Genomic DNA, 25949 nt, shown 5'->3' with positions numbered 1-25949 from the left:
GAGGACCGGAACGGTTCCCGTGTTCACTCGTTGATCGCTCGGCGAAGGAGGCACCCGACTTGGCCCCTGCGACATCGCCACGGCTACCCCGCAGCACTTCACCGCAGCCTCCCCATCACCACTCGAATAGCTCCGGGAAGTCCCCCACCCCGTCATGAGGGGGTGGGTGCGCATCGCATCCGGCCCGGATCCGCCAGGTTTCGAGCCGGTGTGTCTTTGAGGGACGTAAACGCCGGTTCCTCGCGTATGCCTTTCCGCCACGCTCGCCGGACCCGCACCATCTGGCAGTACTGACACGTCCCGGCTTTGTCAGGGCCGCTTCCACCCGAACCCGGCACCTCCCGGATCAGGCTGCCCTCAGCTACACCGTCCTGCTGCGACAGGAACAGCGGCGAAGGTCTCCCACCTCCACTCAATCAACAAGCGCCTCACGGCGCACCCGGGTTAAGACGCACGGCCACTGGGTTGCTGAACGCCTCGGCGACGCCACCTTGGAATGGACCAGCCCTCACGGCTTCAAATTCCGCGTCGACCACACCGGCACCCACGCCCTCGAACCCTAGGGACAGACATCCCCAGCGAGGGAGCAGTACTCAGTGCTGCTCGGTCGAATGAACGAGGATGCGGAGGAGGTTGGTCAAGTGATCCTGGTCGGTCGCCTGCAGTTGGTTGACCAGGTCGGCCTCGACCTGGGTGATGTCGCCGAGTGCCTGCTGCCAGATCAGCAGGCCGGCGTCGGTGAGAGTCGCGACCACCTTCCGCCGGTCGTCGCGATCGTGGTGGCGGGCGACGTAGCCAAGCCGCTCGAGAGCGTCCAGCCGATTTGTCATCGCGGCCGGAGACAGGCCGAGTTGAGTTGCCAGGCGGCCGGGCGTCGACTGGTACGGCGCCCCGCCGCGGCGCAGCATGTGGAGCGTCTTGAACCCCCACCACTGCAACCCGTGGTCCGCCAGTACTGCGTCGCGCTGCCGATCCAGGTAGCGCCCGAGCGCCTGTAGCCGGGTCGCGATGCCCTCGACCCGCAGGTCCATGTCCGGTAGTTCGCGCGCCCAGAGTTCGACGTGGTCGTCGATCGAGTCCTTCACCGGTTGGATTATTCAGCGACTGAAGCTTAGTTGTCAAAAATTTCGACATCGAAATACTCTCGCGATCATGACTGAGATCGCACTCTCTCCTCTGCTCGCCGCGAGCACAGCGCTGATGCGAGCGGGCCGCTGGACAACCGCCACCGACCTCCTCCGAGCTGCCACCCCATCCACCGCCGCAGAACGCCTCGCGATCGCCGCCGCGCTCGCCGAGGTCACCGTGGATCAAGACTTCGGCCAGCAAACCGACAACGCCGGCCCCGCGCTCGCAGTACTGGCGGAAGCGCTCTCTGAAACGCCGGATGCGTTGCTGGCTTGGGATCTGTCCTTCCTCCAACTCAAGAAGGACTACAGCGTCGCCCTGTTCGCCAGCGACCGCACCGCCGGTGAGGCCTACGCGAAACGAGCTGCCGAACTCCACGAGACCGCACCCGACGACAGCCGCTCCGGTCACGCCGCCTTCTACGCCGGAGTGATCGCCGACAACCTCCTGGAACACCCCGAGAAGGCCTTCACCGCCTACACAACCGCGCTAACCCTCGGCGAATCCTCCGGCGACGACCTCCTGATCTCCCTAGCCCTCCGCCACCTAGGCGACCACGCCCACACCGCCGGCAACCTCCCCTTGGCCCGAACCCACTGGGAACGCTCAACCGAACTCCGCCAAAAGGTCGGCCACCTCCTAGGCGCCCTAGCCCAGCAAACCCTCCTCGCAGTACTAGCCCGCGACGAAGGCGACCCCGCCGCCTCCATCGCCCTAGCCACAGAAGTCAACCGCTGGTCCCGCCAGGCCAACATCCCCTTCCTGCAAACCCAATCCGCAGCCCTGATGAACTGACACTTCAGGCTGATTCTCGGGAGACCAGGTGGGGGTCGAAGATTACTGACGTCGGGCGGAGGGTGGGGTCGGCTATGTGGGTCAGGAGGATGCGGGCCATTTCGGCGGCCATTTCTTCGACTGGCTGGGCGATGGTGGTTAGTTGGGGGTGGGTGTGGTGGGCCGGTTCGCTGTCGTCGAAGCCGACTACTGCTACGTCGTCAGGGACCGTGCGGCCCTGGTCTCGCAGTACGCGTAAGGCGCCGGCGGCCATCAGGTCGTTGGCTGCGAAGACGCCGTCGAGGTCGGGGTGCTGGGTGAGGAGTTCGGTCATCGCCAGCTCGCCGCTCTCGCGGGTGAAGTTGCCCTTGGCAACGGGTATGTAGGCCTGACCGTGGCGTGCCATCGCCTGGCGGAAGCCGGTCAGCCGATCCTGGGCCGCCGGTACGTCGCTCGGCCCGGCGATGGTGACCACGCGGCGGCAACCGCGGGCCACCAACCGGTCGGCGGCTAGTGCGGCGCCGACGGCGTGCGCCAGGTCGACGTAGCTGATCGGGACATCGCGCCCGGGTCGCGCGAACAGCACCGCCGGAATCCCAGCAGCCACGAACAGACCGGGCAGCGTGTCGTCGGAATGAGTGGAGACCAGCAGCGCGCCGTCGGCCTTGCCCTGGCGGACGTAGCTCACCGCGTCAGCCCGGGCAGCATCGGAATCGGCCAGTACCAGCGTCGGATGCACCTTCTGCGGAAGCAAACTCTTCACCACCCCAGAGGTCACCCGGCCGAAGAACGGGTCGCCAAGCACCTGCTCGGCCGACCCGTCCGAGCCTGAGATCACCAGGGCGATCGCGCCGGCCTTGCGGGTGACCAGCGACCGCGCGACGGTGTTCGGGATGTAGCCGGTCGATTGCACCGCCGCCTCGACCTTCGACCGCATCGCCGGGTCGACGGTCTCCACGCCGTTGATCACCCGCGACGCGGTGGCGCGCGAGACGCCGGCCACGTTGGCGACGTCCACCAGGGTCGGCGGCCGATTGCTCTGCATGGCACCGGATCGTAGCTGCGTCAAGCTCGCCCCCTCGATTCTTATCCACAGGTCAGGTTCGGTAGATGCCGAACTCGTAGAGCGAGTAGCCGAAGCCCGTACCCCGCTGGGTCCCGGTCAGCCGGACATACCGCCCCGACCCACCGGTCGCGAGGTTGTCGACATCACCGTTGCCGTCAGCCGTCGAGTAGACCGGCCGCCAGTTGTTGCCGTCGTCGGAAGCCTCGATCCGGTACGACCGCGCGAACGCGCCCTCCCAGATCAGCTGGATCCGATCGAACGAGGTCACCTGCCCAAGATCCACCTGCACCCACTGCGGATCCGACCAGTCACTCGCCCACCGGGTGGTGTTGTTCCCGTCCGTCACGTTCGAAGGCGGGTACGGTGCGCCGTTCCCGACCTGCTGGTACGACGAAGCCGTCGCCGGCTTGCCGCGAGCGATGTTGGTGCCCTGGACCGGCGGCGCCACCACCCGGAACGACTTCGTGTCGATCCCGACATTGCCCTTGCCGTCGCGGACGTAGTCGTACAGCTTCCACACCCCGAGTCGCTCAGGCACGGTCACGGTGAACGGCCCGCTCCCGCTGTACGGCGTACCGACCAGGGTGCCGCTGCCGTCGATGTACTTGCCGCCGACCTTGAACTCGTGCGTCAGCGCGTCCCCGTCGGGGTCGGACACGTTGACGTTGACAGTGATCGTGCCGCCGGCCGGGACGTCCGCAGTACGGCTCAGTGTCATGTTGGTGATCACAGGTGCGGTGTTGCCGCCCGCTGTACCGCCGAAGGCCTGGCGTACGGCGTAGTACGAGAGCCGCTTCTCGCCGCCAGGGGTCAGGTTGAACCAGACGGCCCCGAAGTCGTTCTCGATGCCGTAGTGGAACAGCGTGGCGCCTAGTGCAACGCCAGTGTGGCCGGTGATGCAGTTCCACGCCTGTAGATAGCCGTCGCGCTTCTGGACGTCAGTGGGCTCGTCCGGTACTCCGTTGGCGTCGTTGGGCACCTCCCACTCACCGGCGGGTCCGGCCTCGGTCAGGATGTAGGGCTTGTTGTAGCCGCCGTTGATCCAGTCCTGCTTCACCTGGCAGACATGGCCGTAGGAGTTGACGGCTAGCAGGTCCAGGTCGGGCGTGTACTGCTTGTAGTACGGCCATGCGCCAGTCCACGCGTCAGTGGACGTCACCGGGTGGTTCGGATCGATCGCGTGGATCGCCCGAGAAGCCTCGTTCACGTAGCTGGCGTACGCGATCCGCTGCTGCTCGAGCTCGGCGCCCGAGTAGCAGTTCTGCAGACCGAGCACGGACTCGTTGCCGACGTTCCACATCAGCACGCCTTGGTGGTCCTTGTACTCCGTCGTCCAGCGGCGGATCTCGGCGAGCATGTTCGCCTTGTACGTCGTATCGGTCACGTAGTTCACGCAACCGCCGCTACCCGGTCCACCACCAGGTTGGAGCCAGTAGCCGGCGATCACTCGCATGCCGTTCCCAGCCGCGGCGTCAAAGATCGGCTTGGAGCCGGCGTCCGTGCCCCATGTCCGCACGGTGTTGACGCCGATCGCCTTCAATCCAGGCAGGCGCTGTGCAGCTTCTGTTGCCGGCGGCCCCCAAGTCAGACCCTTCACCTGCCACGGCGCGTCGTTGACGAGCAGTTGCCAGTTCCCTTGGCTGCCTGCGACTCGGACGGTGCCACTACCCTGCGGGGGCCCGCCGCCGGTACCGAGCACCTGCAACTCCCACAGGGAGAAGCCGTAGCCGCCGACTCGCTTGGTGCCGAACAGCCGAACATAGCGGCCGTTGCCGTTCACGTTAAGGGTTTCTGTACCGCCCTGGCCGGCCGCCGTGCTGTGGAGCTGGTTCCAGTCCTGGGCGTTGTTGGAGACCTCGATCCGGTACGCCGTTGCGTAGGCCGCCTCCCAGCGCAGTACGACCTGACTGACGGCAGCGGTGGCGCCGAGGTCCACCTGGATCCACTGGTTGTCTTCGAAGATGCTGGACCATCTCGTGTTCAGGTCGCCGTCGACGGCGGCAGCGGCCGGAGTACCGGCGCCTTCCGAGGACGAAGCCGTCACCGGGCGCCCTTGGGACAGCAGGGTGGCCGCTTGGGCGGGTTGAGCCAGTAGTACGACGTTGCCGAGCAGCACGGTGGCTGCTGCGACGACGGCGGCGATCGCCGTCCGGCCGCGGCGTCTGTGGCGGGTCGCGAAGTCCATCGGGTTCTCCTTCGCTGGGGTGCGAGAGCGGGGCGGGTAGGTCAGAGAGCGCTCTCTCGCGCTCTGATGGTCACGGCCACCTTGCCGCTTGTCAACCGCTCGTCACGCTCAGCAGTTCCGGAACCAGCGGCCTCTTGACAGCCCGGACGCCCCGATCGAGGCTGTCTCAGAGAGCGCTCTCCCGCGATGTCCCTCCCGCGGGCCCACCGATCCACCGCCCCGCGGAATCCCCCGACAGGAGGAGATCCGTGTTCAAGAAAAGGAAAAAGACTCTGTCCGCCGGCGGCCTGGCCGCCCTCATCCTCGCCTCGGCACTCACCGCCGTGGCCGGCCCAGTCGCGCAGGCCGACGACCTGGTCACGCATCACGAGTTCCAGGTCAACTGCACGGTGCATCACCGCGCCACCGATGACCCGATCGTGTTCCCGAACATGCCGGGTGCCTCGCACGAGCACAGCTTCGTCGGCAACACCACGACCAACGCCGCGACCACGCTGAGCTCCCTGCTCGCTCCCGGCCCGGGGGCCAGCACGTGCCTCAACCCCGACGACCTCTCGGCGTACTGGTGGCCGACGATGTTCCGGGGCAACCAGCCGATCAACCAGACCTGGCACCAGGTCATCTACTACAAGTCGGGCATCCTGCGCTATCAGGACGTCCGTCCGTTCCCGCCCGGCATCCGGTTCGTCGTCGGCAGCCCGAGCGCGACCCTGGACGCCTTCCGTACCGCCCCCGGCGCCGTCGAAGGCTGGGAGTGCGGTGGCAGCACCCACAACTGGGACTTCCCGGCCAACTGCCCGATCGGGACCCAGGCCAACATCCGCTACCAGGCCCCGAGCTGCTGGGACGGCGTCAACCTGGACTCCCCCGACCACAAGAGCCACATGGCCTACCCGGTCAACGGATCCTGTACTGCGAGCCACCCGGTGCCGCTGCCGATGCTCGAGTTCAAGATCGCCTTCCCCGCCGACGGTGACATGTCAGCGATCCGGCTGGCGAGCGGACGCGGCTACTCCTGGCACTACGACTTCTTCAACGCCTGGGACCCGCCGACGCTGGCAGCCCTGGTGAGCCATTGCATCAACGGCGGTCTGCAGTGCAACTCGAAGGGATTCGACCTCTACAAGCCCAACCGCGGCCAGGTGCTCGGCGACAACTACCGCCTCCCCGGCAGGCCGAACGTCTGACAACTCTCCTGCGGTGCTGGAGCAGATGCAGCCGGCACCGCAGGCCCGCCCCCCAGACGGGCAGTTGCCCAAAAGGGCAAGTTAGTTGCCTGGAGGTCCTTTCTTCGTTGCCCGAGGCCTTGACACCTGACGCGAGTGCGAGCACCGTCGAAAACATCTGAGCCTGGGGGGCCGGGGTGCGGGTGCTTGGGGAAGCACAGGGGCTGGACCACACAGGGGGAACCACCAATGAGTCACTACAGTCATGCCCGGACGCGGCGAGCAGTAGCCGCGGCCGGGCTCTTCGCATTCACGATCTTGGGGTCCGGTGTCGCGCAGGCGCAACCCGCAGCCGTGACAGCGGCTGACGGTACTGCGGCCGCGCCGGCCTCGAAGATCCCGTCACTCGTCAGTCAACGAATCGCTAATGTCGGCAAGGTTGCCGGAGGCGCCCATCGGCTCGATGCCGGTCAGCGCGCCAAGCTCAGCGATCCGCTGCTGGCCGTCGACACGGCCGCCAACCTCGACCTCGAGGTACACGCGCTCGGCCGGGTGAGCGGCAAGGAGCGGGCCGAGCTGCAGCGGCTGGGAGCGCGCGTTCTCAACGGCTCGGACCAGTGGGTCAAACCCCAGCGAGTGAAGGCACTCCTGAACGCCGGCATCTTCCGCGCACTCGTACCGTACGACCGCGTGGACGAGGTCGCGGCCCTCGGCTGGGTCGCCGCGATCCGGCCGACGGAGAGTCTGCCGCCCGACGCGGGCAGCTTCCTCAGCGAAGGCGTCGCCTTGCACCGCGCGGACGCCACTCAGGCGATCGGAGTCGACGGCGGCGGTATCTCCGTCGGCGCCATCTCGGACGGCGTCAGCAACCTCGCCGCCGCCCAGGGGCTCGGGGATCTCCCCGCCGGAGTTACCGTGCTGGACACGGGTTCCGGCGACGAGGGCACCTCGATGCTGGAGATCGTGCATGACATGGCACCGGGCGCCGACCTGTTCTTCCACGCCACCGGTGGCGGCGTGGCGAACCACGTGGCGGCCCAGAACGACCTGGCAACCGCGGGGGTCGACATCCTGACCGAGGACATCCCGTTCGACAGCGAGCCGGCCTTCCAGAAGGGCATGGCCGCGGTGAACGGCGAGATCCTCGCCGCCTCGGGCGTCTGGGTCAGCTCGTCGGCCGGAAACCTGAACGGGACGCACGCTCCGCGAGTGGCCGCCACCGGTACCGGCAACGGTCCGGACGGCGGAGCGCCCGCCGGCTGCGCCGTGGCACCCACGAACACGATCGCCTTCAACGGCGCGGACACCACCTTCGATGTCACCGTCGGGCCGGGCAACACGATCGGTTCGACGCTGCAGTGGAGCGAACCGCGGGCGATCTTCCCGTCGGCCGGAGCTGGTGGCTTCACCAACCTCGACCTCTACATTCTCGACGCGGCCGGCGCCAACTGCCTGGCCACCAGTACTGCGGCGCAGGGCGGCGGCAGCGGCGACACGATCGAGCAGGCGTCCTGGACCAACCCCAGCGCCACCAACCCGGTCAACGTCAAGCTGGCCGTCAACGTGACCGGCTCGACCGGCGCCAAGGGCACGCCCACGATCGACCTCCGCTGGCGTGGCGCCGGCGCGGTCGACGCGAGCGGAAGCGCCGGATCGCTCAACCCTGACAGCAACTACACCGACCTGGCGACCTCGGCCGGTGCCGTCAACGGCGGTGCGGACCAGAACCCGACCACGGTTCCCCTCGAGGGATTCAGCGGCCAAGGTCCGGTCCGCCTGATCAGTACGACGGTCTGCTCGGCCTCGTACCCGTGTCCCGCATCCGCTCCCCCGGGCAGCAACCAGAGTGTGCTCGGCGGCGCTGGCCGGACAGTGATCGCGCCGACGTACACCGCGGCTGACGGTGTCTCGGTCAGCGGTGTCGGAGGCTTCGGCTCGGGCAGTTGCCCGGCCGCAACTCAAGGTGACTGCAGGTTCTTCGGTACCTCGGCGGCAACACCGAGCGCGGCAGGTGTCGCTGCTCTGGTGCTGGATGCGGCCGGCGGACCAGGCGCGCTGACACCGTTCGCGCTGACCGCGGTACTCAATGCCAACGCCACCGATCGCGCTGCCGCAGGTCCCGACAACGCCTTCGGTTCAGGGGTTCTGGATGCCTTCTCCTCGGCGACCGGACGCGCTGACCTGGCAGTGACGAAGAACTGTCTGCCGGACGGCCCGGCAGCAGCCGGTACGTCGTACCCGTGCACGATCACCGTGACGAACAACGGGCCGGCCATCGCGCGGGCGGTCAAGGTGACCGACAACGTGACCTCGAGCGGGACGTTCCAGCTGTCCACCACCTCGCCCGGCTGCACCGCACCCGCGGGCGACCAGGCCGGCAACGCGCAGGCGACCTGTCTGCTCGGCGACCTCACCTCCGGCCAGCAGGTCAGCGTCGTGATTCGGGAAGGCGCGAACGAAGCGCAGGACATCGCCGACACCGCGACAGTCAGCGGTGGCACGGTCGATCCCAACGGCTCGAACAACTCCGCATCCGACACCTTGCACCTCGTCGGCTCGGCGGACGTGAGCCTCGACAAGACAGCTCCGGCGACGGCGACCGCGGGCAACCAGATCACTTGGTCGACCACGATCTCCAACGCGGGACCGTCGACCGCGACCGGTGTAGTGGTCCGGGATGTCCTCCCGGCTCAGGTCACCGTCGTCTCGGTCAGCGCCACAGGTGGAACCTGTACTGCGGGAGTGCCGGGCAACCCGTCGCTGCCGACCACCTGCTCGCTGGGCAACATCGGTGCCGGAGGCAACCGAACGATGACGGTCGTTGCCACGATCAACTCCTCGTTCACCGGCGCGATGCACAACGACGCGAGTGTGTCCTCGACGACGGCTGATCCGGACCTGGGCAACAACACCGACACCGTCACCACGCAGGTCGACGCTCAGGCCGATCTGTCCGTCACCTCCACCGACAGCCCCGACCCGGTACTGGCCGGGCGGCCGTTGACCTACACGGTCAGGGTCAGCAACGCGGGACCGTCGACGGCGACGGGAGTCAAGCTGGTCGACGTACTGCCGGGAGCGGTCGACTTCACGTCCGCGACGGTGACAACGGGATCCGGCAGTTGTGTGCTGGTGACGATCCCGGTGGATCCGCCGTCCAAGCAGGTCGAATGTGAGCTGGGCACGATGGCTCCGGCCAGCGGTCCGACGACGGTGGTCATCCTGACCCGCGTCGCCTCCGGTACTCCGGCCGGCTCCATCTCGGACAGCACGACGGTGACCTCGAATGTGCCTGACCCGGTGGCGGCCAACAACACTGCATCCGCCTCGACAACAGTCGGTACCTCGGCCGATCTGCGGATGGCACTCGTCGCCGACAAGGACGTCTACAAGCCGTCGTCGACAATCATCTACACGGCCACGGTGACGGACCTCGGACCGTCCGACGCCCAGTCCCCGACGGTGACCATCGGGCTGCCAGACATCAAGGCAGCGGTCTACGTCTTCGACACCGCCGGCTGCACCAAGGCAGGCCAGGTACTGACCTGCCTGCGGCCGACCTCATTGACGGCAGGTGCAGCCTGGTCGTTCAACGTCCATTTGCTTGTCAAGGGCAACAAGGGCGTAGTGACGACCTCGGCCGCGGTCACTTCCACGACCAGTGATCCGGTAGCAGCCAACAACAGCACCACCTTGTCGGTGAAGATCGGCAAGTAGCAGACAGTACTGCGCGCCGTGGCCCGGGACGCCGGCCACGGCGCGCAGTACTGCCGTCAGGAGGAGAAGGCCGCGTCGAACGAGGCGGTGGGCGGCTCGAAGGCGAGGGACTTCACGAACTGGAGGGCTTCGGCGGCGCCGACCAGGCGGTCCATACCGGCGTCTTCCCATTCGACCGAGATCGGGCCGGTGTAGCCGATCGTGTTGAGCATCCGGAAGCACGCCTCCCATGGCACGTCGCCGTGACCCGTCGAGACGAAGTCCCAGCCGCGTCGCGGGTCGCCCCAGGCCAGGTGCGAACCCATCCGGCCGTTGCGGCCGTTGCCGACCTGGCGCTTCGCGTCCTTGCAGTCGACGTGGTAAATCCGGTCCTTGAAGTCCCACAGGAAGCCGACCGGGTCGAGGTCCTGCCAGACGAAGTGGCTCGGGTCCCAGTTCAGCCCGAACGCCTCGCGATGCCCGATCGCCTCCAGCGTCGCCGTCGTCGACCAGTAGTCGTAGGCGATCTCGGACGGGTGCACCTCGTGCGCGAACTTGACCCCCACCTCGTCGTACACGTCGAGGATCGGGTTCCAGCGGTCCGCGAAGTCGCGGTAGCCGGCGTCGACCATCGACTGTGGCACGGGCGGGAACATCGCCACGGTCTTCCAGATCGACGATCCGGTGAAGCCGACGACGACGTCGACGCCCAGCCGGCGCGCGGCCCGCGCGGTGGTCCCCATCTCCTCGGCCGCCCGCTGCCGGACGCCTTCCGGGGAACCGTCGCCCCAGATGTGCGCGGGCAGGATCGCCTGGTGCCGCTGGTCGATCGGGTCGTCGCAGACCGCCTGGCCGAGCAGGTGGTTGGAGATCGTCCAGACCTTCAGGTTGTACTTCTCCAGGATGTCCAGCCGGTTGCGGACATAACCGTCGTCCTCGGCCGCCTTCCGAACATCGAGATGATCACCCCAGCAGGCGATCTCGAGCCCTTCGTACCCCCATTCGGACGCCAGCCGGGCCACCTCCTCGAACGGCAGGTCGGCCCACTGGCCGGTGAACAGGGTAATCGGTCGAGCCATCACAAACTCCTTCTGCACAAGGGATCAAAGGGGTGTCCCACGGCGCCGTGGCCGGAGCGCTGGCCGCGGCGCCGGGGACTGGAACCGGACGAGCCGGTCCCCCCGCCGACCGTGCGATACCGCTCTCCCGCACCCCGGGGCGGGGCCGAACCACCCCGGGTCACAGGAGCTCCTGTCCGCCTCTCCGCGTCGGACAGGGTGCGGTATCGCACGGCGACGAACATGGGGTCAGATCCTCTTCCTGAGGTCCTGACCGATGGCGACAAGCAGCGTCCTGGCCGGTACGTCGGCGACCTTCTGAGCCTCGGCCAGGTACGTGTCCATCGCGGTCCGGGCCGCCGCGAGACGACCCTTGGCGTGCTCCCGCTCAGCCGCCCGCAGCCGCACCTTCATCACCACGGTGGGCTCCAGCGCCAGCGTCCGGACGTCCCGGTACCGCTTGACCACCTCGATCGCCTGGGCGTACGTCGCGATGACGGTGAACGGCACCTTCGTCACCGAGGTGTTGCTGGCCTTGTCCGACGCCCGGGCGATCACTTCGTGCGCGCCCAGACCGAGCAGCATGCCGTCGAGCTTGCCGGTCGCCGGGAGAGGCTGCCCGTCGATGGTCAGCGTCACGCCGGCCATCCCGGAGAGCGCATCCGTGGCTGTCGCCGCCACCGTGGCCAGACTCGCCACACCGAGCTCGGCACCAGCCGCCAGACCCGTCACCGTCGCTGCCGGGACGGTCTTGTCGATCTTGACCGTTACCGACTTGGGTTCGGACACGTTGCCGGCGGTGTCACTCGCCCGCATCTGGAGGGTGTGGGTGCCATCCGCCGCCAGATTGACCGGAGTCGTGTACTCCGCCCAGTCGCCCGACCCGAGCTTCTGCTCCAGGTAGAGCTGGCCCGGCTGGTTGTCAGTCGCCATCGCCGTCGCGACCACAGCATCGGTCCACCAACCGTTGTCCCCTGAGGGCGCCGACGGGTTGACCGACAGGTTCACCTGCGGCGCCACCGTGTCCTTGACGAGCTTGAAGTAGTCGAACTTCGCCGTCTTCGAAGCGACCTGGTCGACCCCGAAGGCATAGATCCCGAAGCTCGCCGAGCTCAGTGCGGTGTTGGTGACGGCCGGCAGTGCGGTCCACTCCAGCCCGTCCGCGCTGTACGACCCGGTATAGGTCGTGCCGCTCTTCGCCAGCCGCAGGTACCAGACACCCTGGGTGGGTGCCGGCGAGGCGTTCGGCGCCGGTTGGACGATCGCGTTGTTCACTTCGCTGCGCAGCTCGATCCCGCGGGTCACGGTGCCACCAGCGGCATTCGTGGTGAGGAAGTCGAGCTTCACGTAGTTCGCGTCGTCGCCGTACACCATCAGGCCGCCCTGCTGGTATCTCTCGTCGAACGCGGACCCGTCCACCTTGGTCTCGATCGTCCAGTCACCGTCGGGAGCCGGCTGCAGCAGCAGGTTCTTCGGGTTCGTGGCCGTGCCCTGGTAGATGTCGCCCTTGCTCGTGTCGATCTCGAGCCCACCACCGGTCACCCGGTACGCCGATGCGTCCGGCCGCACGCTTGCCGACCAGCGGCAGGCATCCAGCGCAGTACCGTCGAACTGGTCGTCCGGGGTCGGCACCTCGGCGGTGTCGTCCGGCGTGATGGTGAAGTAGTCGAACTGCGCCGAGATCGGCAGCGCCTCGGCCCGGTTGGCCAGCCCGAACATCCCGATCTTCGGGTTGCTGATCCCGCCCAGCTGCTTCGTCTCCGGCATGTCCACGAACGTCGCGCCATCAGCGCTGTACGACGCCCGCAGGTCCTGGCCGTTGCTGGTGAAGCGGACCCAGACGGTGTCCGGGTACGCCGCACCCAGGTTGGCCGTGTTCGACGCGGACACCTCGTTCGGCGCACCGGCCTCTTCGCGGATGAACTGGAAGATCCGGTCATTGGCCGAAGGCGCACCCGTCGAGCGACCCTGGATCACCATCTTGGCGTAGTTGTCGTCGTCTCCGTAGACGATCAACCCGGCCTGCTGGTACGCGAGCCGAGCCGGCATCGTCAGTTTCGCCGTCGCCTGCCATGCTCCCGCTTGGAGCGGCTGGAGCACGATGTTCGGCGTACCGGTGTTGCCCGTGCCGTAGATGTCCGTCGCCGTCAACGGCAGCACCAGGTTGCCGTTGCTGACGGCAAGCTCCTGGTTGCCTCTGACAATGGAGTTCCACCGGCCGGTATCGAGCGTCGTCCCCTCGAAACCGTCCGAGCGACCGGTCAGGCAGGTCGGCGGAGCACTCGCGTCCACCTTCACCTGCACGTGCGACGTACCGGCCGCACCCTTCGCATCCGTCACGGTGACGGTCGCGTCGTGGGTACCGGAGGTCGTGTAGGTGTGGCTGACAGTTGCGCCGGTGGCGGTCGCGCCGTCGCCGAAGCTCCACACGTAGGACAACGGGACGTCGCCTTCAGGGTCGGTCGCCGTCGCGGTGAAGTCGACCTTCAGCGGTGCCTTGCCCTGCACTGGCGTCGCGCTGATCGACACGGTGGGCCGCTGGTTCTCCGTGATGCCCTTGCCGATGAACTTCACCCAGTTGACGTTCAGCTGCCCGGTCGTCTTGACGAAGTACAGCGGTCCGCTGGTCAGCGATGCGCCGGAGACGTCCGCGGTGAAGTTGCCGTAGGTCTGCCACGCACCGGTCGGTGTGACGTTGATGGTGGCAACGATCGGTCCATCCGTCGGCGAGCCTTGCCGCACCTGCACGGTGGCCCCGGCCTCAGGCGACGCCGCTCGCAGCTGGAGCTGGGTGATCCCGGTCAGGTTGGTCGGCTTCCAGCCCCACCAGTCGCCGTCTTCGATGAACCCGATGTTCTTGCCGCCACCGGCCACGTCACCGGTGTCCTCGACCCGTACGCCGGCCGTGTCGCCCGGACCACCGGTCTCGCTGAAGTACTCCGCCTCGCGCGTCTTCGGCTGGAGCTGCACGACCTTCTCGGTGGTCAGCCGCCCGGCGCCCGGCGCACCCTTGTCGGTGTACTTCACCTTGACGATGCCGAAGATGTTCGCCCCGACATGGCCGTTGTCCCCGTTGACCGGGATGACGCCTTCACAGCCGTGGTACTGCTCATAATCGTGAGCGTGCTCGTCGTGGCCGAGCGCGGGCTGCGTGATCACGTCAGCGCAGTCGACCGTGCCGTCCTCGGGATCGGTGACGGTGACCTTGTACTTGATCGTGTCGCCGAAGTCGAAGAACCCACCGTCGACCGGTGCTTCCACCGTGATCGTCGGCGCGGTGTTGCCGGCCGTGATCGATCGGTTGGAGACGGCAGTCCGGCCGTCGGTGTCGGTCACCGTCAGCCGGGCCGTGAACACCCCGGCCATCGTGTAGGTGTGCGAGGGCTTCGCCTCGGTACTGTCCGTCGTCCCATTGCCGTCGAAGTCCCACGCGAGCGTGATCGGCTGACCATCCGGATCGCGCGAACCGGTCGAGTCGAACGCGACGGTCAGCGGCAGCGAGCCGGACGTCTTGTCCGTGCTGAACTGCGCGATCGGCGCTCGATTGCCTTGCACATAGTCGATTCGGTAGATACCCGAGTCGGCATTGTTACCGCCGAACCCGCTCCCCCACTCGATCACATAGAGCGCGCCGTCCGGTCCGAACTGCAACGCGTGCGGCCGGATGAAGGCCAGCTTCTGCAGCATCCGCGAGACGTCGGAGACCCCGGCCCGGTCGTCCTTCAACTGCACCGAGAACAACCGGCTGTCGTTCCAGTCGGCCCATACGGCCTTGCCGTCGAAGTACTTCGGCCACTTGCGATCCGAGTCGCTGTCCGGGTCGAACTTGTACGCACCACTCGTCATCGGCGCACCGCTACCGCCGATCTCGGGTACGCCGGTTGTCGACTTGCCCATCCACATCGTCGCCGGGATTGCCGCGGGCAACTGAGTGATGCCGGTGTTGTTCGGCGACGCGTTGACCGGGGCCGCACAGTTGAAGGTGGCGCCCGCAGTACCGGTGGCGAAGTCGAAGTCGTTGTACGGCGTGTTGTTGCCGACGCAGTACGGCCAGCCGTAGAAGCCGGGCTTGTCCAGGATGTTCCACTCGACCCGGCCGTCCGGGCCGCGCGTCGGTGAGACCTGCCCGGCATCTGGTCCGTAGTCGGCGACGAAGAGGTTGTTGGTGGTCGGGTCGATGCCGATCCGGAAGGGGTTCCGGAAGCCCATCGCGAAGATCTCCGGGCGCGTCTTCGCCGTTCCGGCCGGGAACATGTTGCCCGCCGGAATCGTGTAGCTGCCGTCGGCCTCGGGGTGGATCTTCAGCACCTTGCCGTTCAGGTTGTTACTGTTGGCGGCGCTGCGCTGGGCGTCCCAGGGCGCGCGACCGGTCCGCTCGTCCAGCGGCGAGTAGCCGTCGGAGTCGAACGGGTTGCTGTTGTCGCCGGTGGCAACAAAGAGGTTGCCCTGGCCATCGAACTCCAGTGCGCCGCCGGCATGGCAGCACTCGTTGCGCTGGGTGTCGATCCGCAGTACCTGCTTCTCGCTCGCCAGGTCGAGAGTGTCTCCGGTGACCTTGAAGCGCGACACCTTGTCATAAGGTTCGCTGCCCGCCGGCGAGTAGTAGAGATAGAGGAAGCCGTTCTGGGCGAAGGCCGGATCGAGCGCGATGCCGAGCAGCCCGAACTCCTGGCCGGTATAGACGTTGAGGGTGCCGGCGGTCAGGACGGACCCGTCGGTCTTGATGATCTTCACCGCGCCGTTGCGGTCGATGTAGAAAACCCTGCCGTCGGTGGCGATCGCGAGTTCCATCGGGTTCGCGGTGTCGTCGTCCAGCGTGACCTTCTCGTAGCTGTCGCTCAGCGATGCGCCACAGTCGGCCGGCTGCACCCCCGCGGCGGTCTTGAGGCCACCGAGCAGGTGCTTGCGGAACGTAGCGTCGGCGAACGACTCGATCGTGTGCCCCATGCCGGTGTACCAGGCGCGGCCGCCGTCGTAGTCCTGGCACCACGCGATCGGGTGCTCGGCGCCCATGTTGCCGCCGGTGTACGTCGACTCGTCGAGCGAGGCGAGCACGTGCACGGCGCCACGCGGGTTGGTGCGGTAGTTGTACCACTCGTCCGTCCGCGGCCAGGTCGTCGGCGCCTCGGCGGTCGACGGGTGCGCGTGGTCCTCCACCTTCACCGTCGCGTTCGGCGTACCGGGCGGGTGGCTGTCGAAGTAGCTGCCGACCAGCTTGCCGTACCAAGGCCAGTCGTACTCCGTGTCCGATGCGGCGTGCACTCCGGCGTACCCGCCGCCTGCACGGATGTAGCGCTCGAAGGCTGCCTGCTGATCGGCGTTCAGGACGTCGCCCGTCGTCGACAGCCAGATGACGACCTCGTACTTCGCCAGCTCGGTGTCGTTGAACATCGCCGCGTCCTCGGTCGCGGTGACGGTGAAGTTGTTGGCCGCGGCCAGGTCCTTGATCGCCTGGATGCCGGCCGGGATCGAGTCGTGCCGGAACCCGGCCGTCTTGCTGAAGATCAGTGCGTTGAACGTCTCGTCCCCATGGCCGGGATGGGCCTGAGCGGTCGTCGCGGACAACGGGATCACCAAGGTGGCGATCAGGGCGAGCACGAGAGCACGGATGAACGTGCCGTGCCGGCGTAGCTGGATCATGGAATGCTCCTCATGGGTCGGATAAGGCGCGCGCTCCATCGGGTTCCAGGGCGGGTCCCTGGATTGTTCGGCCCTGGTATTGCAAGTTCAGCTACTGCGGGTCCCGTGCTCTGCCCTGCGCGGGATGGTGTTGGTGTTACCGGACGCCGAGCAAGTGCTCCATCGCCAGCTGGTCGAGGCGCTCGAAGCCGAGACCACGCTGGGCCAGAGCATCTGCGTCGTACGTCGCCTTGCGCAGCTCGGCCAGGCTCTCGCCGGCACCGAGCGTCGGCTGGGCGAGCTCAGCCACCCGAGCCACGGCCAGCGCTTCGGCGACCTCCGGGTCGGCCCGGAACGCCTGCACCTTCTCCCGCAGGATCAGGTAGTTGCGCATGCAGCCGCGAGCGGTCTCCCAGACACCTTCGAGGTCCTCGGTCCGCGGCGGCTTGTAGTCGAAGTGCACATAGCCGTCGTACGCCGGTCCGGCGGACGACCCCTGCAGCACGTCGACCGTCCAGAACGCCTCTCGCAGGTTGCCCGCGCCGAAGCGCAGATCCTGGTCGAACCGCGGACCGTGCTGACCGTTCAGGTCGATGTGGAACAGCTTGCCGTGCCAGAGCGCCTGCGCGATGCCGTGCGCGTAGTTGAGCCCGGCCATCTGCTCGTGGCCGACCTCGGGGTTGATGCCGACCAGCTCAGGGTGCTCGAGGTCGTTGATGAACGCGATCGCGTGCCCGACCGTCGGCAACAAGATGTCGCCGCGCGGCTCGTTCGGCTTCGGCTCGAGCGCGAAGCGGATGTCGTAGCCCTGCTCCTGCACGTAGGCGCAGAGCAGATCCATCGACTCCTTGTACCGGTCGAGTGCGGCGTGCACGTCCTTGGAGCCGCCCGACTCGGAGCCTTCACGACCACCCCAGAGCACATACGTCTTCGCGCCGAGCTCGGCCGCGAGATCGACGTTGCGCAGGATCTTGGCCAGCGCGTACCGGCGTACGTCGCGGTCGTTGGCGGTCAGGCCGCCGTCCTTGAAGACGGGGTGGCTGAACAGGTTGGTGGTCGCCATCTCGACGACCATGCCGTGCTCGGTCAGCGCCTTGGTGAACCGCTCGAGCACCTGCTGACGAGTGCTGTCGTCAGGCACCAGGTCGTCGTCGTGGAAGGACACGGCGGACGCGCCCAGCTCGGCGAGCTTCTCGATCGCGAGGACCGGGTCAAGCGGCGCGCGGACCGCGGTACCGAAGACGTCGACTCCTTCCCAGCCGATGGTCCACAGACCGAAGGAGAACTTGTCGTCCTTGGTCGGCCTATATGAAGTCGTTGAGTAGGAAGTCATTCAGGGATCTCCTGCCATTGTCGGGAGGCCGAACTGTCCTCGACCGCGGCCAGCACGCGCTGGACCTGCAGGCCGTCCGCGAACGAGGGCGCGGGATCCGTGCCCTCGGCGATCGCGGTGACGAGGTCGACCACTTGATGGGTGAAACCGTGTTCGTAACCGAGCAGGTGGCCCGGCGGCCACCAGGCAGCGACGTACGGATGCACCGCCTCGGTCACGAGGATCCGACGGAAGCCGGCGGTCTCGGCCGGCTCCGTCGCGTCATAGAAGTGCAGCTCGTTCAGGTCCTCGAAATCGAACGCCAGACTGCCGAGCTGTCCGTTGATCTCGAGCCGGATCGCGTTCTTGCGGCCGGTCGCGAACCTGGTCGCCTCGAAGACGCCCAGCGCTCCGTCGGCGAAGCGGGCCAGGAAGATCGCGGCGTCGTCGACCGTCACAGGTCCCCGCTCGGCGCCCGCGGTTCCCGCCAGTCCGCTGTGCTCGGCGGCGACCGGGCGTTCCTTGACGAACGTCTCCAGCTGGCCGCTCACCTCGGTGATCCGGTCACCGGTGATGTACTGCGTCAGGTCGACGATGTGCGCGCCGATGTCACCCAGAGCGCCGGAACCGGCCTTCTCCTTGTCGAGCCGCCAGGACAGCGGCGCCTCCGGGTCGGCGATCCAGTCCTGCAGGTACTGCGCCCGGACGTGCCGGATGGTGCCGAGCTTGCCCTCGGCAACCAATTGGCGGGCCAGCCCGATCGCCGGCACCCGGCGATAGGTGAACCCGACCATCGACCTGATCCCGCTGGCCGCCGCCTCGGCCGCCGCGGCAGCCATCTGCTCGGCCTCCGCGACGGTGTTGGCCAGGGGCTTCTCACAGAGCACGTGCTTGCCGGCCTGCAGCGCCGCGATCGCGATCTCGGCGTGGCTGTCGCCCGGCGTACAGACGTCGATCAGTTGCACGTCGTCGCGGGTGAGCAGTTTGCGCCAGTCGGTCTCCGTCTGGCTCCAGCCGAGCTTGCCGGCGGCCTTGGTGACCGCGTCCGCGTTCCGGCCGCAGAGGACCGTCATCTCCGGCCGCAGAGGCAGGTCGAAGAAGCGCGGTGCGCTGCGCCAGGCCTGTGAGTGGGCGGCACCCATGAAGGCGTACCCGACCAGGCCGATGCCCAGGTTCGTCATACAGTTTCTCCTCTCGCTGTAGTGCTCAGCTCTCGAAGGCGGTCGGCAGGTACTGGTCCACGTTGTCCTTGGTGACGACCGGCGCGTACAGCTGGATCGTGCGCGGTACCTCGACCTCCACCAGGTCGCCGAGGGCCTTCTTCTGGACCAGCAGCCGGGCCAGCCTGACGCCGTCGGCGCCCTGCGTGGACGGATAGATGACGGTGGCCTTCAGCAACGTGTTGCCGGCCTTGATGTCACGCATCACGTTCGCCGAGCCGGCCCCACCGACGACGAAGAACTCCTTGCGGCCGGAGTTCTTGATCGCGGCCATCACGCCGACCCCCTGGTCGTCGTCGTGGTTCCAGATCGCATCGATCTTCGGTGCCGCCTGCAACAGGTTGGCGGCCGCCTTCTCACCCGACTCGACGGTGAACTCGGCCGCGACCCGGTTGTTGACCTTCAGCCCACAGTCGGCCAGCGCTTCCTTGAAGCCCGCGCTGCGCGCCTGGGTCAGCGGCAGCGAGTCGATCCCGGCGATCTCGGCGATGACGGCGTCCTTCTTGCCCTTCATCTCCTTGCAGACGTAGGTGCCGGCCGAGACGCCCATGCCCAAGTTGTCGCCGAGGACGGTGGTCCGGGCCGCGAAGGTGCTGCCGAACTCGCGGTCCACGTTCACCACCGTGATGCCCGCCTCCATCGCCTTGATCGCCACCGGGGTGAGCGCGGCGCCGTCGAAGGGCAGCAGCACGATCGCGTCGACCTTCTGGTTGATGAAGGTCTCCACCTGGCTGATCTGCAGGTTCACGTCGTTGGTGCCCTCGGCGACGACCAGCTCGACGTCGGAGTACTTCTTCGCCTCGGCCTGGGTCGCCTTGGTGATCGCGCCCATCCAGCCGTGGTCGGCGGCCGGTGCGGAGAAGCCGATCTTCACCTTCTTGCCCGGCTCGTCGTTGCCCTTGGCAGCGACCTGCTGGGTGCCGGAGTCCGTGGTCTTCTCTGCTTCGGGAGTGTTGCTCGTACAGGCGATCAGGGCCATCGAGCTGAGCCCGACGATGATCAGTAGCCGGGCGGAACGTACAGACATCCTGTCCTCCAAACGGTGGTTCTCTTAGCTGGCTTCTTGCTGACATTCAGGGCGCGGTAGCGCGGGCTGCCAGGCGTTGCTGGAGGAGGACAGCGATCACGATGATCAGGCCCTTCGCCACCGACTGGGCGGAGATACTCAGGTTGTTCAGGGTGAAGACGTTGTTCAGGGTGGTGAAGATCAGGACGCCGAACACGGTGCCGACGATCGTGCCGCGGCCACCGGACAGCAGCGTGCCGCCGATCACCACCGCCGCGATCGCGTCGAGCTCGTAGAGCCCGCCGTGGGTCGCGCTGCCGGTCGTCGTCCGGGCCATCAGCATCACCGCGGCGATCCCGCAGCACAGGCCGGCCAGGATGTAGAGCGCGACGGTGTGCCGCTGCACCTTGATACCGGCCAGGCGGGCCGCCTCGGCGTTACCACCGACCGCGAAGGTACGGCGGCCGAAGGTGGTCCGGTTGAGCAGCACCCAGCCGGCCGCGGCGACGAGCAGGAACATCCAGACCAGCACCGGGATGCCGATCAGTGAACCGCCGAAGAAGTCGACGAAGGAGTTCACGCTGATGATCTGGGTCTTGCGGTCGGACAGGATCTCGGCCAGACCGCGCGCCCCGGCCAGCATCGCCAGGGTCGCTATGAAGGGAACTATCTTGCCGTAGGCAACTAGTACCCCGTTGACCAGTCCACAGGCCGCGCCCACCAGGAGGGCGGTGGAGACCATGAAGATCCAGTGGTAGTCGGCGGCCAGCTGCTGGGTGGCCAGCGTGGTCGCCCAGACACTCGCCAGCGCGACCATCGCGCCGACCGACAGGTCGATGCCGCCGCCGGTGATGACAAAGGTCATCCCGATGCTGACCACGCCGATCACCGCTGCCAGCCGCAGGATCGTGAGCACGTTGGCGGTACTCGCGAACCGGTCCCCCGCGGTGGCGACCCCGACGATGCAGAGCAGCACCAACGCGATCACCAGCCCGACATTGCGGCCGGCCCCACCCTTGAGCAGGTGGCGGAGCGTCGCGCCGGCCGCGGTCGGATCGACCTCGGCCATCGCCTGGCCGTGGCCGAGCTCGTCCTGTTTCGGTGCCTCGGATCGTGCGACTTCCTCACTCATCACACGGCACTTCCTTCCATCACCAGATCCAGCACCTGGTGTTCGTCGATGTCTTGCGCGGGTCCCGTGTGCACGGCCCGCCCCTCCCGCATCACCACGACCCGGTCGGCCAGACCGAGCACTTCCTCGACCTCGCTGGAGACCAGCACGATCGCGACCCCGCTGGCGGCCAGCTTGCGAACCAGCGCGTAGATCTCCGAGCGCGCCCCCACGTCGACTCCCCGGGTCGGCTCGTCCAGCAGCAGCACTCGGCAGTCCCGCATCAGCCAGCGGGCCAGCACGACCTTCTGCTGGTTGCCGCCGGACAGGTTGCGGACGGGATGCTCCACTCCGGCCGGCCGGACGTCCAGCGCCTTGGTCAACTCCTCCGCGGCCTGCCGTTCGGCGTGACTGTTGAGGAATCCTCCACTCGCGAAACGTCCCATGCTCGACACGGTGATGTTCTTGTAGACCGCCTCGTCCAGCAGGAGCGCCTGGCTCTTGCGCTCCTCCGGGGCCAGTCCGACACCAGCCTTGACGGCCTGCTGCACCTTGCCCGGCGCGAGCACCTTGCCGTCCACCCGGACGAAACCGGTGGCCGCCCTGCGAGCGCCGTACACGGTCTCCAGTACTTCGGAACGGCCCGAGCCGACGAGACCTGCCAGGCCGAGGATCTCGCCGGCCCGGACGGAGAACCCGATCCTGGCGAACTCCCGGGGCCTGGAGAGGTTCTCGACCTCGAGGACGACGGGGGCATCGCCGGCGAGCTCGGCGCGGGGCGGGAAGACGTACTCGATCGAGCGACCGGTCATCAGCCGGATCAGTTCCGCGGTCGGCGTCTCTCGGGCGTCGAGGCCGGTCGCGACGGTGGCGCCGTCCTTCAGCACGGTGACCCGGTCGCCGATCTCGCGGATCTCCTCGAGCCGGTGCGAGATGTAGACGACCGCGACGCCTTGGGCGGTGAGGTCGCGGATCACCCGGAAGAGGTTGTCGACCTCTTCGGAGTCGAGCACCGCGGACGGCTCGTCCATCACGATCAGCCGGGCTTGCCTGGAGAGCGCTCTCGCCATGCTGACGACCTGCTGACCGGCCGCCGACAGCAGACCGACGGTGCGGCCGGGCGGGATCTCGCCGTGGCCGAGGCCCTTGAGGAGTTCACGCGCCTTGGTGTTCGCCTCGGACCTACGGGTCAGACCGAACCGGGCCGGCTCGTGCCCGAGGAAGACGTTCTCGGCGACGGTCAGGTCGGGGACGAGGTCCAGTTCCTGATAGATGGCCGCGATGCCGAGTCGCATCGAGTCGGCCGGGGTGTTCAGCGAGACCACCTGGCCGTTCACCTGGATCGTGCCGGCGTCGGGCTTGTGCGCGCCGGTGAGTACGCGGATCAGCGTCGACTTACCGGCGCCGTTCTGGCCCAGCAGGCAGTGCACCTCGCCGCGCCGGATGTCCAGGTCGACACCGTCCAGCGCGCGAACGCCGGGGAACTCCTTGACGATGCCGGTCATCCGGAGCAGGTCCTGGCCACCGGCGGGAACGTCGTACTCGGTCACTGGGCCACTCCCGCAGCGTCGCGACCGACCAGCGTCGGATCGAGGAAAACCTGGTCCAGCGAGATCTGCGCGCCGCCCCGGACCGCGGCGGTGAAGCCGAGTTCGGACCGCACGACGCGGCAGCCGCCGCCCTCCGGCGCGATCACCCGATCCCGGATCGCGCTCTCCAGCGGTTCTTTCAGCCATGGCCCGAGGACGGCGAAGTAACCGCCGAGCACGAGCACGTCCGGGTTCAGGATGTTCACCAGGATCGCTCCCCCAATTCCCAGCCAGGTACCGACATCGGCCAGCGCCCGCAGCGTCCGGGTGTCCCCGGCCTCGGCCCGCCGGGTGATCTCCGCCAGCCGCTGCTCCACGTCCAGGGACGGGTCGCGGACCGGGTCGTCCGGATCAGTTGCCTTGTTCAGCAAAGCGGTCAGGCCGACGACGGTTTCCCAGCAGCCGGTCCGGCCACAACCACAGATCCCGCCGACGGGTGCGACCGGCATGTGGCCGACCTCGCCGCTGAAACCATGTCCGCCGCGGAGCAGATGCCCGCCGGTGACCATGCCACCACCGACACCCACAGCGCCGGTCAGCAGCACGATGTCCTGGACCTGATCCCCGTCCGCGACCTTCATCTCCGAGTACGCCGCCAGCGCCGCGAGGTTCGCCTCGTTGTCCACCCGCACCGGGTACGCCGGATCGCCGAGCCGCGCGCGCATCTTGTCGACCACGGGCACCTCCGTCCACCCGAGGTTCGGAGCGAGCTTGAGCATGCCGGTCGCGCTCTGGATGAGACCGGGCACGGCCAGCGTGACGCCGGCGGTCTGACCGCCTCGGGCCGAGACCGCCGTCACCGCCTGACGGATCAGTTTCGCCAGACGGTCGAGCGTCAGGCTGGGATCGAGGTGGGCGACGTCGAGTGGGACGCGTTGTTCGATGACGGTCTCGCCGCTGAGGTCGAGGGCGGTCACGGCGAGGTAGTCGACATTGATCTCGGCGCCGACGCCGCAGACGCCGCGGCCGTCGAGTTCTACGAGCTGTCCGGGGCGGCCGAGCGCACCGGCCTCGGACTGACCGTCACGGAGCAGGCCGCGGTCGACCAGCTCGGCGACCAGGCTGCTCACGGTGGCTTTGTTGAGGCCTGTGTCGGCGGCGATCCGGGCGCGAGAGCGCGATCCCGCTTCGCGAACGTGCCGCAGGACGACGGACAGGTTGTTCCGCCGGAGCGAGACGTGATCGGCAGCGACCACTCCACTCCCCGGCCGGCTGCCTTCGGACAGCGCCATGAGCCCCAACCCCTTGTCACAGACTTTGTCTGTTGAGCCAACAAACTAAGTAGCGGCGGGGGTGGCGTCAAGATGTTGCGGCGAAGTTTCTTCAGATCCCAGAAGAAGCCTGAATCGCCAATTTGCTAGATCTCATTCATTTTTTGCAGTTGGTCTTGTGTGTTGAAGCGACCGTTTGTACGCTCGCGCCACTCTCCGCAGACCTGTCCGCCCCCTTTCAGGAGCTGCAAAATGACTGAGTTTTCCCTTCCCCGCCCCTCCACCCCGGTCACTCGCCGTACCTTCCTCGCCGCGTCCGCGGCCACCGCCGCAGCTGCCGGCACCGCTCTGCCCTCCTCCGCGGCGACCGCTACGCCCTTTGCCAGCCCGCCTGGTGACGTGGTTGGCAAGATCTCCGTCGGGTACCAGGGCTGGTTCGCCTGCGCCGGTGACGGCGCCCCGATCAACGGCTGGTGGCACTGGAGCAGCAACTGGGGCCAGCCGCCCTCGCCCACCAACAACGCGCTCGGTAGCTGGCCCGACGTCCGCGACTACACGGCCACCTACCAGACGGCGTACGCGAACCTCGGGAACGGGCAGCCCGCCAAGCTGTTCTCGTCGTACGACCAGCAGACTGTCAACACGCACTTCCAGTGGATGCAGCAACACGGCTGCGACACCGCGGCGCTGCAGCGGTTCAACCCGACCGGCGGCGAAGGCCCGACCCGGGACGCGATGGCGGTCAAGGTCCGCCAGGCCGCCGAGCAGTACGGGCGCAAGTTCTACATCATGTACGACGCCACCAACTGGCAGAACATGCAGTCGGAGATGAAGACCGACTGGATCAACAAAATGCGGTCGTACACGTCATCACCGGCCTATGCGAAGCAGAACGGCAAGCCGGTCGTCTGCATCTGGGGCTTCGGGTTCAACGAGGCCAACAAGGCCTGGCCGGCCTCGGTCTGCCTGGACGTCGTCAACTGGTTCAAGGGCCAGGGCTGCTACGTGATCGGCGGCGTACCGACGCACTGGCGGCGCGGTGTCGAGGACTCACGGCCGGGCTATCTCGAGGTGTACCACGCGTTCACCATGATCTCGCCCTGGATGGTCGGGCGGATCCAGGACGTGGCCGGCGCGGATCACTACTACAACAACGTGAATCAGCAGGACCAGGCCGACTGCAACGCGCACGGGATCGACTATCAGCCGTGTGTGATCCCGGGCGATCTGCAGTCCGGGCACCGGCGGCACGGCGACCTGATGTGGCGGCAGTTCTACAACCTGACGCGGGTCGGCGTGCAGGGCATGTACATCTCGATGTTCGACGAGTACAACGAGGGCAACCAGATCGCCAAGACGGCCGAGAGTTCGGCCTGGATCCCCACCGGGTCAGGGTTTCGAGCGCTGAACGAGGACGGTACGGCGTGCTCGTCGGACTACTACCTGCGGCTCACCAATGACGGCGGGCGGATGTTCAAGGGGCAGATCCCGTTGACCGCGACACGGCCGACCCCGCCGATGCCCAACCAGGGCACGGGTGGTGTGATCTTCTACGAGCACATCGACTACGGCGGCACGGCCGGCCAAACGCTTGCTAAGGGCAACTACACTCGCGCGCAACTGGCTGCGGCCGGCGTACCGGACAACTGGGCGTCATCGGTGCGGATTCCGGCCGGCTGGTCGGTCACCGTCTACTCCGAGGACAACTTCACCGGCCAGACCTGGACCCGGACCGCGGACACTCCCAACTTCGTCGGGCTCTCCCCTAACGCCAACGACCATTTGACGTCCTGCCGGATCCAGTAGAG

General features: G+C 67.4%; 15 protein-coding genes. 4 read left to right on the top strand and 11 right to left on the bottom strand.

Annotated features, from left to right (window positions below; all coding sequences use genetic code 11):
- Positions 1–593 precede the first annotated feature (593 nt).
- Positions 594–1085: a MarR family winged helix-turn-helix transcriptional regulator gene (locus A3ES_RS0131035; protein ID WP_020390743.1), complete on the bottom strand. Its 492-nt coding sequence runs from the start codon at positions 1083–1085 to the stop codon at positions 594–596.
- Positions 1086–1152: 67 nt separating this feature from the next.
- Between A3ES_RS0131035 and A3ES_RS51725 the strand changes: the two genes are divergently transcribed.
- Positions 1153–1923, top strand: a complete 771-nt coding sequence (locus tag A3ES_RS51725; protein ID WP_020390742.1) for a hypothetical protein — start codon at positions 1153–1155, stop codon at positions 1921–1923.
- A 4-nt stretch (positions 1924–1927) separates the two neighbouring features.
- Here A3ES_RS51725 and A3ES_RS0131025 read toward each other — a convergent pair whose 3' ends face one another.
- Positions 1928–2947: a LacI family DNA-binding transcriptional regulator gene (locus A3ES_RS0131025; RefSeq protein ID WP_020390741.1), complete on the bottom strand. Its 1020-nt coding sequence runs from the start codon at positions 2945–2947 to the stop codon at positions 1928–1930.
- A gap of 52 nt (positions 2948–2999) precedes the next feature.
- Complete coding sequence (locus A3ES_RS0131020) at positions 3000–5153, bottom strand: discoidin domain-containing protein (RefSeq protein WP_026163370.1); 2154 nt, start codon at positions 5151–5153, stop codon at positions 3000–3002.
- 248 nt (positions 5154–5401) lie between these two features.
- Here A3ES_RS0131020 and A3ES_RS0131015 point away from each other — a divergent pair, with 248 nt between their 5' ends.
- On the top strand, positions 5402–6340 hold the full coding sequence (locus tag A3ES_RS0131015) for a DUF1996 domain-containing protein (protein ID WP_020390740.1): 939 nt from the start codon (positions 5402–5404) through the stop codon (positions 6338–6340).
- A 228-nt stretch (positions 6341–6568) separates the two neighbouring features.
- Positions 6569–10036, top strand: a complete 3468-nt coding sequence (locus A3ES_RS0131010) for a DUF11 domain-containing protein (RefSeq protein ID WP_020390739.1) — start codon at positions 6569–6571, stop codon at positions 10034–10036.
- A 56-nt stretch (positions 10037–10092) separates the two neighbouring features.
- Here A3ES_RS0131010 and A3ES_RS0131005 read toward each other — a convergent pair whose 3' ends face one another.
- The 8 genes from A3ES_RS0131005 to A3ES_RS0130970 all read right to left on the bottom strand — a co-directional run bounded on the left by A3ES_RS0131005 (position 10093) and on the right by A3ES_RS0130970 (position 24162).
- Positions 10093–11094 carry a sugar phosphate isomerase/epimerase family protein gene (locus A3ES_RS0131005; RefSeq protein ID WP_020390738.1) on the bottom strand — a complete coding sequence of 334 codons (1002 nt, stop codon included), beginning with the start codon at positions 11092–11094 and terminating at the stop codon, positions 10093–10095.
- 228 nt (positions 11095–11322) lie between these two features.
- Entirely contained in the window at positions 11323–16713 is a 5391-nt protein-coding gene (locus A3ES_RS0131000; RefSeq protein ID WP_020390737.1) for a ThuA domain-containing protein, read from the bottom strand.
- Positions 16714–16849: 136 nt separating this feature from the next.
- Positions 16850–18025 carry a xylose isomerase gene (gene xylA, locus A3ES_RS0130995; protein WP_020390736.1) on the bottom strand — a complete coding sequence of 392 codons (1176 nt, stop codon included), beginning with the start codon at positions 18023–18025 and terminating at the stop codon, positions 16850–16852.
- Positions 18022–19185, bottom strand: coding sequence for a Gfo/Idh/MocA family protein (locus tag A3ES_RS0130990; protein WP_020390735.1), 1164 nt, complete (start codon positions 19183–19185; stop codon positions 18022–18024). The genes xylA and A3ES_RS0130990 overlap by 4 nt, the downstream gene beginning before the upstream one ends.
- Before the next feature lie 25 nt (positions 19186–19210).
- Positions 19211–20251 (bottom strand): substrate-binding domain-containing protein, encoded by a 1041-nt coding sequence (locus A3ES_RS0130985; RefSeq protein ID WP_020390734.1) that lies wholly within the window; start codon positions 20249–20251, stop codon positions 19211–19213.
- A gap of 46 nt (positions 20252–20297) precedes the next feature.
- A complete protein-coding gene (locus tag A3ES_RS49000; protein ID WP_020390733.1) occupies positions 20298–21362 on the bottom strand; it encodes an ABC transporter permease in 1065 nt (354 codons plus the stop codon).
- The gene (locus tag A3ES_RS0130975; protein ID WP_020390732.1) at positions 21362–22891 is read right to left on the bottom strand and encodes a sugar ABC transporter ATP-binding protein; all 1530 of its coding nucleotides are present in this window, start codon (positions 22889–22891) and stop codon (positions 21362–21364) included. The genes A3ES_RS49000 and A3ES_RS0130975 overlap by 1 nt, the downstream gene beginning before the upstream one ends.
- Positions 22888–24162, bottom strand: coding sequence for an ROK family transcriptional regulator (locus A3ES_RS0130970; protein ID WP_026163368.1), 1275 nt, complete (start codon positions 24160–24162; stop codon positions 22888–22890). The genes A3ES_RS0130975 and A3ES_RS0130970 overlap by 4 nt, the downstream gene beginning before the upstream one ends.
- 231 nt (positions 24163–24393) lie before the next feature.
- On the opposite strand from A3ES_RS0130970, the gene A3ES_RS0130965 reads away from it, so the two are divergent.
- On the top strand, positions 24394–25947 hold the full coding sequence (locus A3ES_RS0130965) for a twin-arginine translocation signal domain-containing protein (protein WP_020390730.1): 1554 nt from the start codon (positions 24394–24396) through the stop codon (positions 25945–25947).
- Positions 25948–25949: the final 2 nt, after the last annotated feature.

The organism is Kribbella catacumbae DSM 19601, from assembly GCF_000372465.1.
In the GTDB taxonomy this organism is placed as follows: domain Bacteria; phylum Actinomycetota; class Actinomycetes; order Propionibacteriales; family Kribbellaceae; genus Kribbella; species Kribbella catacumbae.
The sequence above is the reverse complement of the archived record's forward strand: the minus strand, read 5'-3'. Positions and strand labels throughout refer to the sequence as shown.